This window comes from Nostoc sp. (genome assembly GCF_036917515.1).
GTDB lineage: Bacteria > Cyanobacteriota > Cyanobacteriia > Cyanobacteriales > Nostocaceae > Nostoc.
In genome coordinates, this window is the sequence record NZ_JBALDE010000159.1 from 48637 (window position 1) to 57893 (window position 9257).

10 protein-coding genes are annotated in these 9257 nt (G+C 44.0%); 2 read left to right on the forward strand and 8 right to left on the reverse strand.

What is annotated here, in order from left to right; genetic code table 11:
• Nucleotides 1–435: 435 nt before the first annotated feature.
• Both V7K89_RS20810 and V7K89_RS20815 read left to right on the forward strand, forming a co-directional pair.
• Nucleotides 436–2205: a pentapeptide repeat-containing protein gene (locus tag V7K89_RS20810; protein WP_335190444.1), complete on the forward strand. Its 1770-nt coding sequence runs from the start codon at nt 436–438 to the stop codon at nt 2203–2205.
• Between the two features lie 82 nt (nt 2206–2287).
• Nucleotides 2288–2551, forward strand: coding sequence for a hypothetical protein (locus V7K89_RS20815; protein ID WP_335190446.1), 264 nt, complete (start codon nt 2288–2290; stop codon nt 2549–2551).
• 121 nt (nt 2552–2672) lie between these two features.
• On the opposite strand, the gene V7K89_RS20820 is transcribed toward V7K89_RS20815, so the two are convergent.
• The 8 genes from V7K89_RS20820 to V7K89_RS20855 form a co-directional block, all read right to left on the reverse strand.
• Nucleotides 2673–3593, reverse strand: a complete 921-nt coding sequence (locus tag V7K89_RS20820; protein WP_335190448.1) for an NAD(+) kinase — start codon at nt 3591–3593, stop codon at nt 2673–2675.
• 6 nt (nt 3594–3599) lie between these two features.
• A complete protein-coding gene (gene nuoK / locus V7K89_RS20825; RefSeq protein ID WP_006199065.1) occupies nt 3600–3905 on the reverse strand; it encodes an NADH-quinone oxidoreductase subunit NuoK in 306 nt (101 codons plus the stop codon).
• A 60-nt stretch (nt 3906–3965) separates the two neighbouring features.
• Nucleotides 3966–4580, reverse strand: coding sequence for an NADH-quinone oxidoreductase subunit J (locus tag V7K89_RS20830; RefSeq protein WP_335190450.1), 615 nt, complete (start codon nt 4578–4580; stop codon nt 3966–3968).
• Between the two features lie 160 nt (nt 4581–4740).
• Nucleotides 4741–5325 (reverse strand): NAD(P)H-quinone oxidoreductase subunit I, encoded by a 585-nt coding sequence (gene ndhI / locus V7K89_RS20835; RefSeq protein ID WP_335190454.1) that lies wholly within the window; start codon nt 5323–5325, stop codon nt 4741–4743.
• A gap of 108 nt (nt 5326–5433) precedes the next feature.
• Complete coding sequence (gene nuoH, locus V7K89_RS20840) at nt 5434–6552, reverse strand: NADH-quinone oxidoreductase subunit NuoH (RefSeq protein WP_335190456.1); 1119 nt, start codon at nt 6550–6552, stop codon at nt 5434–5436.
• Nucleotides 6553–6838: 286 nt separating this feature from the next.
• Nucleotides 6839–7975, reverse strand: a complete 1137-nt coding sequence (locus V7K89_RS20845) for a citrate synthase (protein WP_335190458.1) — start codon at nt 7973–7975, stop codon at nt 6839–6841.
• A gap of 109 nt (nt 7976–8084) precedes the next feature.
• On the reverse strand, nt 8085–8621 hold the full coding sequence (gene sixA, locus V7K89_RS20850; RefSeq protein WP_335190461.1) for a phosphohistidine phosphatase SixA: 537 nt from the start codon (nt 8619–8621) through the stop codon (nt 8085–8087).
• A 151-nt stretch (nt 8622–8772) separates the two neighbouring features.
• Nucleotides 8773–9162 carry a type II toxin-antitoxin system VapC family toxin gene (locus tag V7K89_RS20855; protein ID WP_335190463.1) on the reverse strand — a complete coding sequence of 130 codons (390 nt, stop codon included), beginning with the start codon at nt 9160–9162 and terminating at the stop codon, nt 8773–8775.
• Nucleotides 9163–9257 lie beyond the last annotated feature (95 nt).

Sequence of the window (9257 nt, forward strand, 5' to 3'; positions counted from 1 at the left end):
AAGTTTAATTTTAGTTGCTATTTTTAAGCTTTGTTGTGCTGTTTTAGTGTAGGATTTTTCCTAACAATTGCATCTCCAACAAATAGTAAGTATGATTTTTACATCAGACTAGTAAATTTCGTGGAAAAAAAGTATAACAAACTAGCCCAACAATAAAATTACTTTATTGTTGAAAGAATTTTTCAGTTAATACTTTGTTTACATAATGAGAAGAAGCTTAAGGCTACAACAGGTGAGTGAGAAGCCGCCATCCAGGAACACCGTTAACAAATTCATCACAAGTAACCCGCCATAAACATCGCCAACTCATGATTTTTTTACTATAGTATTTATTTATACTATTAATTGTTGGGAATGCAAAGCAAACTAGCATAGAAAAGTTTTTAATTCAGAATTATCAAAAACAGTTATTTAAATGTAACAACGGAAACAGAAATGTCAACATATTTATCTCAAGTCTGGCAGCTGCTGAGAAATTATGTGAGGGGTACAAGGTTACAAGAGATGCCAAAGACCATATCGCTAGAAACTGAAGCAGTTTTACCTCTAAGAAAAAATATTAAAGAACCAGACAAAAGCGCTAAATTGGCTCAAGATAATTTGCAGGAATATTTATACTCTCCAAAACTGCAAAAAAGCTTAGAAAAATGGACAATACCAAAAAACGGTTTGACTTATCAGATAGACGATCGCACATTGAGAACTTTACCCCCTGGGTTTTGCTTTAGAGTATGCGATCGCCAGATGCATGAAGAGATTTATGATTTATTGGGCAATACTGCCCTGAAATCTGAAACAGTTAACCAACTAATGGAATTGGTTGTGACTAGTCAAAAAAATCGCCCAGAATTGCTTTTTTGGCGGCTAGAAGATTTTTATCGTCGCTGGTGTCAGGGAGAATTTATCGATGAGACACCAGATGATAACCTGCCTCAGAAAACAAAGTTAAAGCTAGCGGCAGAAAATATTGCGATCGGGTTGAGACAGGTAGACATATATACAGGGCTGAATGTACTGATTTTACTATTAGAGTTACACCGTTACGCCCAAGGGCAAGATGAACTCAAACAAAAAATCACCTTCTATCCATCTGCCCAACCGGACACAGACAATTTTTTCACATCCCAACTGCTACGGATTATCAATTATTGCGATGCCCTGGAAATTGGTAACTTTAGCAGTATAGTTGGACAATTCCTCAAAGGCGGTAACTTTCGCAATGCTTACCTCGGCGATGCCAACCTCACCGGAACAGATTTTAGTGGTGCTGACCTCAGTCAAGCTTATCTCGGCGATGCCAACTTAACTGGCGTAAACTTCAGTGGTGCTAATCTTAGCGGTACCAACCTCGGCGATGCTAACCTCAGCGGTGCCAACCTCAGCGGTGCCAACCTCAGCGGTACCGACCTCAGTAGCACCAACCTCAGCGGTGCTAACCTTAGCTGTGCCAACCTTAGCCGCGCCGACCTCAACCGCGCTGACCTTAGCAATACTAACCTTAGCCGCGCCGACCTTAGCCGCGCCGACCTCAACCGCGCTGACCTTAGCAGCACTAACCTCAGCCATGCTGACCTAAGTAACGCCATCCTTTTCGGTGCAAATCTGAGTGAAGCCAATCTTAGTAGCGTCAGCCTTAGCCATGCCGACCTTTGCCGCGCCGACCTCAGTGGTGCTGATTTGAGTCACGCCATCCTTAACGGTACTAATCTCAGTGACACAATTCTTTTCAGTACCAACCTCAGCGATGCTATCCTTGTTGCCGCAGACCTCAGCTATGCCAAACTTAACGGTGCCAAACTTAACAATGCCAGACTTAACGGTGCAATGTTCTTAGGTGCCGACCTCAGCGGTGTAGACCTGAGTCGGGTAATTCTCAACGAAGCTGACCTCAGCGGCGTGATTCTCAACGACGCCGACCTTAGTGGTGCTGATCTTAGCGACGCCATCTTGTTTGGCACAGACTTCAGCTATGCCAACCTTAACAGTGCTAACCTCAGTGGCAGTAACCTCAGTGGTGCTATCCTCAACGGTGCGGATCTCAGCCATAGCAACCTCAGTTACGCCATTCTGGGTGGTGCAGACCTTAGCGACGCCAATCTACAAGAGATGATTTGGGGTAAAAAGCAGCAGTGGGAAGGTGTGCGGGGATTAGAAACAGCAGTTAATGTACCGGAGGCGTTGAAGGAAGAACTGGGACTGAATTGAGATGAGGCAAGATTTTACACTAAACTTTAAAGAGCCAATACATTTATAGCAAAGTGCTGAGTACTTAGTACCTCGGCTGAAAGTGGAAATCCAGTTAATTCAAGGCTTGAGCAATCAACACTGTCCTAACATATCTGACTACGGCTATATCCCTCTTTTGTCACTTTCCGGGAGGGCGATCGCGCTCAAGCCTCATGAGACAATCAATACAAGCTATGCTATTAGAAAAAAATGGGTCTTGTATTTGTTTTTAGAAAAGAATCGCGCGATTGCTTGTTATACAACAGCTCTAGAATTTAGAAATGGTAAATGTTTTCGGAGAGTGACAGAAGAGGAATATGTATAGGTTTCTCCTCCTAAGTAGAAAGCCCCCAGATGAATCCAAGGGCTTGAGTAATTTTGGTTATGATCGCGTAGCGATAGTAGGTGATCGCAATCTGTGGTAAATGCACTCTAACAGGACTTAATTAATTACGGTGATTATTGCTGTAATGAACCCTTGTACCTGCCCAAAGCAACTTCTCCCGCAGCGTCTGATAGTAGGAATTGTTCTCGCGCAAAATAATAAATTTAGCTCGACAATCTGCCATCCGCACATCAACGCGGTGTCCCGGCCAAATTGAAGTTCCCAAAACTCCATCTGTCCACAGCTTGGTACTCAAATCGTAATCCCCCAAAGGCCAAATACTCACCACAGAACCAGGGGGTAAAACCAGGGGACGACTAGAAAGGCTCATTGCACAAATAGGAGTGATGGTAATTGCCTCCATACCATCATGCATAATTGGCCCATTAGCAGAAACAGTATAACCTGTAGAACCTGTGGGAGTAGAAATAATCAACCCATCCCCAACGTATTGATCGACTACCTCACCATCGATTTCCATTTCTAGAATTGAGGTAATCATTCGGTCAGCGGAGGCGGGTTTGACACAAAATTCATTCAAAGCCAGGTAACGTTCGCTCACTGGTTCCAAATTAGATCCATGACCTTCATACACCGCAGCTTGTAACATCATCCGTCGTTGGATAGCATAGCGATCCTCAAACAGCCGATCCCAAACTTTCTCCGTATCCTGAAACTCTTCCACTGACTCAGTTAAAAACCCCAGATGACCTCCCACATTCACTCCCAGAATTGGGATACCAGCTGGGGCTAAATGTCTGGCACCAGTTAAAACAGTACCATCGCCACCAAGTACCAAAGCGAGATCGATTGGTTGACCCGCCGAAGCCAAAAAGACTGGATAAGGGTTGTCTTTTGGTCCGCTAGGCCCCATCAACACCTGGCACTCGCGACTTTCTAGTTGTTTAGCACAGATTTCTGCCCATTGTTTACTCCGGGCATCCCGCGCTTTATAAGCAATGATTACCTGCTTGAGTTGCACGCACAATTACCACTTCAGGAGATTAAACTGCTCCATATCGACGGTATCGCGGTTGCGATAAATCGCAAGCACAATCGCTAAACCCACCGCCGCCTCGGCTGCGGCCACGGTAATCACAAATACTGTGAAAACCTGACCCTTAATTAATGTTGAGTCGAGGAAATTGGAAAATGCCATTAAATTCAGATTAACAGCATTGAGCAGTAATTCAATTGACATCAGCACCCGCACAGCGTTGCGGCTAGTGATTAAACCGTAGATGCCGATGCAGAATAAAGCTGCTGCTAGTAATAAAAAGTACTGGAGTTGCATGAATCTGGGTATCCCTCCTGAAAAATCCTCCCTGTTTATCTGCGACTAAGGTCGCAAATATTACTCTTTTGTTTCACTGGTTGTTGATACTAGTTCTCTAGGGCGTTCTTGCAAAGTCAAAACAGTTTGCCCCAGTTGGGATGGTGTCAATAGGTCTGGCAAATACTCGCGGCGTGCCAAAATAATTGCTCCTACCATTGCTATCAGCAGCAAAATGGAAGCTAGTTCAAAAGGCAGTAAAAAGTCAGTGAAAAAATGTTCTCCAATTAAAACTATAGAACTTTTACCACTTGCCACAGAAGCAGTTGAGTAGGCCCAAGGAGTAGCCAGTACCATCGTACTTAAAAGACCAAACAATCCTACACTAACTACACCCGTAAGTGCTTTTCGCACCCAAGAGTTAGGAAATGCTACAAAATTCTGCCGCTTGTTCACCAACATAATGGCAAACAAAATCAGCACATTAACCGCCCCAACGTAAATTAGTATTTGTGCAGCTGCAACAAAATCAGCATTTAGCAATAGGTACATTCCCGCTATGCTGATGAACACGCCCCCCAGCAAAAAGGCAGAATAGACGATGCTGGAGAACAGCACCACACCAATGGCCGCCCCAATCATCATCACGCCCAGTATGCCAAGCGATACAAGCTGTACTCCTTCTGCTAGATTCACTGTTTTTTGTCCTTAATCATTGGTCATTGGTGAGCCAGTGCGGTCTTGGGGGTTTCCCCCATGAGCAACTGGCGTTAGCGTAGCGTTAGCGACGCAGGAGCGTCACCCGAAGAGTCATTGGTCATTAGTCATTGGTCAAATAACAAAGGACAAATGACATTTATTTTTCTGTTTGTTCTACCAGGTCTTCTGGACGCGTACCCGCACGCGGCGCATCTGCGGGCAATCCATGTGGTTCGAGGACGCCTTTGGGTAGATAAACTAGTTCGCGCAGTGGTGTAACCATTGAATCATCTGTTACCTTATAGGGCAGACGACCTAACGCTACGTTGTCGTAGTTCAATTCATGGCGATCGTAAGTGGAAAGCTCATACTCTTCTGTCATAGATAGACAGTTAGTTGGGCAAAATTCCACACAATTACCGCAAAAGATACAAACTCCAAAGTCAATGCTGTAGTGGTTGAGTTTTTTCTTTTTGCTGGCTTTGTCGAATTCCCAATCTACTACAGGCAGGTTAATTGGACAAACGCGAACGCAAACTTCGCAAGCGATGCACTTATCAAATTCAAAGTGAATCCTACCGCGAAACCGTTCGCCAGGAATTAGTTTCTCGTAAGGGTACTGTACAGTAATTGGACGCCGCCGCATGTGGTCGAAGGTGACAGAAAGTCCCTGACCAATGTAACGCGCAGCTTGTACCGTTTCTTTGGCGTAATCACCAACTTGTTTTAGAAACTTTAGCATTGTGTTTCACTCTCTCTTTTCAAGCTATCAGCCTTATTTGTCCCTTGTCCTTTGTCCTATGTCTTTTGTCATTAGTCATCTGTGTATGCTAAAACTAATGACTATTGACTAACCACCAAAAGCGAAGGGAAAGGCTAGTTTCAGGGCGGCGGTTAATAGCAGATTAACTAAACCAACTGGCAACAAAAACTTCCATCCTAAATCTAACAGTTGGTCAATCCTTACCCGTGGCACTGTCCAGCGCAATAGGATGGCGACAAACACTAGTAAATATGCTTTGAACACGGTCATGGTGATACCCAAAGCCGCAGTTACTATCTGGAACACGGGATTTATTTCACTCACTCCCAGCCAACCAGCGATCAGGTTGAGGGGAAGGGGAAAGTCCCAACCACCCAGGTAGAGAATTGCTACTAATAGAGAAGAAAGGATCAAGTTAACGTAAGAACCCAGATAGAACAGACCGAATTTCATACCTGAGTATTCAGTCTGATAGCCGGCAACGATTTCTTCTTCCGCTTCCGGTAAGTCAAAGGGTAATCGTTCACATTCAGCGAGGGCAGCTATCCAAAAGATCACAAAACCGATTGGTTGTCGCCAAATGTTCCAGCCCAGAATGCCGTAGCCAGACTGTTGATTGACAATATCAACTGTGTCAAGGCTGTTAGACATCATAGCGATCGCTAATACCGCCAGCGCTAAAGGAATTTCATAACTAATAGATTGCGCGGCTGCCCGCAAGCCTCCTAAGAGGGAGTATTTGTTATTAGATGCATAGCCAGCCATTAGCAAGCCAATGGGTTGAATGCTTGACAAGGCAATCCACAAGAATACGCCCATGCCCACATTGCTAATTACGATATTCTGTCCAAAGGGCACAATCAGGAACGACAGAAACACCGGAATTACAACAATAATGGGGCCGAGGGTAAATAGCCAGGGGTCAGACTTGGCTGGTACAATATCTTCTTTAAATACTAGCTTCAGACCATCCGCTACAGGTACTAGCAACCCAAAAGGCCCTTGGTATTCTGGCCCAATTCGCTGCTGTGCGGAGGCAGAAATTTTCCGTTCTAGCCAAGTAGCAACTAATACTCCCACTGTCGCCCCAATCAGCATCAGTATCATTGGTAGCGGCATCCAAATCGCTTTGGCTGTTCCTGCTGGTATACCTAAATCCCGGAGGGATTCAATAAAAGTTCCTTGGAGGTCAATTCCTGAATTCATATTTGGTGCTCTTTAAGACATCGAGTCATGGTGAGTTACAACTATTAGTTAAATTAATACCTGTAAATTCACCCATTTTTAATTTTTACTGTGATGACGCCCGATTGAAGATTTGTTGCCAATTCCCATGCCTAGTATATCGTTGCATGGTTTGAGCACCCTGAAGCGAGATGAGAACTTCTACTTATGGTTGGCATTGAGATTGGCTATTGAGGAGATGCGGGGATAAGGGGGATGGGGGGACAAGGGGAATAACCATGCCCAAAGCCCAATGCCCCATGCCCATTTACCGTTGGTCAATGGGGGTATAAGTAACTTCGTGATGACCGCTGTAAACCTGTGTAGGACGGAAAATCCGGTTTTCTGCTAGTTGTTCTTTCCAGTGGGCTAGCCAACCGGCAACGCGGGCGATCGCAAATATTGGCGTAAACAAGTCTGTGGGAATCCCCATTTTTCTATACACCAGACCGGAGTAAAAGTCAATATTCGGATAAATCCCCTTGCTACCAAGTTTTTCCTCTACCACACGTTCCATTTCTTGAGCAATGTCATAGAACTTATCGTGGCCAAACTTTTCAAACAATTGCTCTGCTAGTCCTTGTAAAATTATGGCTCGTGGGTCTTTTACCTTATAGACACGATGTCCAAAGCCCATAATCTTAGATTTACTTTGCAGACAGTCTTCTATGTAGGGACGGACATTTTCTACAGAGCCAATTTTTTCCAACATCTGAATTACTTCTTCATTGGCTCCACCATGCAGAGGCCCGCCCAAGGTTCCTACAGCACTAGCAACCACAGCGTAAGGATCGGTCAAGGTGGAAGCTGTCACCCTGGCACTGAAAGTGGAAGCATTCATTGTATGCTCGACCTGAAGTATCAAGCAGATATCAAAAATCCGCGCCATCAGAGGATCAGGTTCTTGCTCATTGAGCATGTATAAAAAGTTGGCGGAGTAGTCTAAGTCATCACGGGGACGTACCGGATCGTTGCCTTTTCGCATCAGTTGGAACGCCGCCACCATTGTAGGAATGGTTGCTATCAGGCGCACCACTGAATCTCGAATGTAGACAGGATTATGTAAATCGCGGAGCGAATAAAACAAGCCTAAAGCAGCAGCGGAGGCTTGCAAGGCATCCATTGGATGACCACTTTCTGGAAAGCATTTCATCATGTCCCGAATGCGGTATTTTATCCGCCGATGGTAACGAACTTCATGCTCAAATGTTTCCAGTTCTTCTTTGCTTGGAAGTTTGCCCCAGATTAAGAGATAAGCAGTTTCTAGGAATGTACTTTTTTCTGCTAGTTCTTCAATCCGAATGCCACGATATTCTAATATTCCCTTTTGCCCATCAACATAGCTGATACTTGATTGAGCGGCGGGAATGCCTTCTAAACCAGGCTTGTATTCGCACACCATCATGGCAACACCATTTGCTTTTTGAAATATCTGCTGAAGGTAACATTACCAGAAATTTATTGTCGCCATAACAGTAGCAGTTCTAACAACAATCAAAAACGTTGAAAAACTGTTATAGCAGGTACTCGGGTGGTGTCAACCAAAATATCTGACTCCGACCCAGAGCAGAACCTGTTTCTGGTAGTTTTATCCCAATCATACCTGCTTTTTTCAAGACTAAGCTTGCTTTGACTTCCGAGAACTCTGAGCGGCGGCTTCCGCCGATCAGAAGTTCGGTACCCCACAGGAGAATTTCTGCCCATTTGGTCAAATCAGGTTCGTGTCCAACGAGCGCCAGTTGGGTATTTTGGGAATAATTTCTTGGTTCTAACCAATCTTTTAACCAACTAGAAATTTGACCGTCGTGGGCGAGGTGGCTAGATTCCTCTAACTGGGAGCTTAGTTTTTCTGCTATCAGGATTTCAGCCGTTTGGCGGGCACGCACTAAGGGACTGGTGAGAATTAAATCAAAGTTTAAACCTAATTTAACAAGTTTATGAGCAACTTTTTCGGTTTTTTGCCTTCCTTCTTTGGTAAGGCTGCGCTCCTCATCCTTGATGCCTAATCCCTTGTCTTCGGCGATGCCATGACGAATTAAATATAGTTCCATATTTTTAATATTATTAGCGTAGCGGGGCATAGCCCGTACTGAGTTAGGAGTTAAGTCTGGTGTGACTTAATCTATCCTAATCTTAATCATTATTACGTATTTGTCGATCTGCCATCTGTCCTTTATAGTACAGTGTTAGACATTCTAAGTATTATGGATATGGCAATAGGTTTAAACCTTGAATAAATCTGTAATCGCGTTGGTTTTTTGTGATAAACGGGTAATTTCCCACTATTGCTGTAGCTGCAATAAAACTATCAGGAATGACTAAATCATGACTGAGCCGATAAGACCGCAATAAATCAACTGCTGTGTCAGATACAGCTTGGTCAATCTTAATGATGTAAAACTGCTTAAGGAAATTTTCTAGTGTTTGTAGCTCTGCTTTGTTAGCACAACCAACCATTAGTTCCATTTGTGTGATTATGCTAATTGCTATGCCAGAACTAGCTTTTAGATTTTGCAAACATTTTACTGCTTTGAGAACACCGCGACCTACATCAATTAGAATATCAGTATCAATGATGGTTGAGTTAATCATCTTATATCTTGCACCTCTGTGGATAAACCACTAATACACGAATAGGGGTGTAAGAAAGCGATACCATAAACGAGAATCAGCTCACGTAAGAAAAA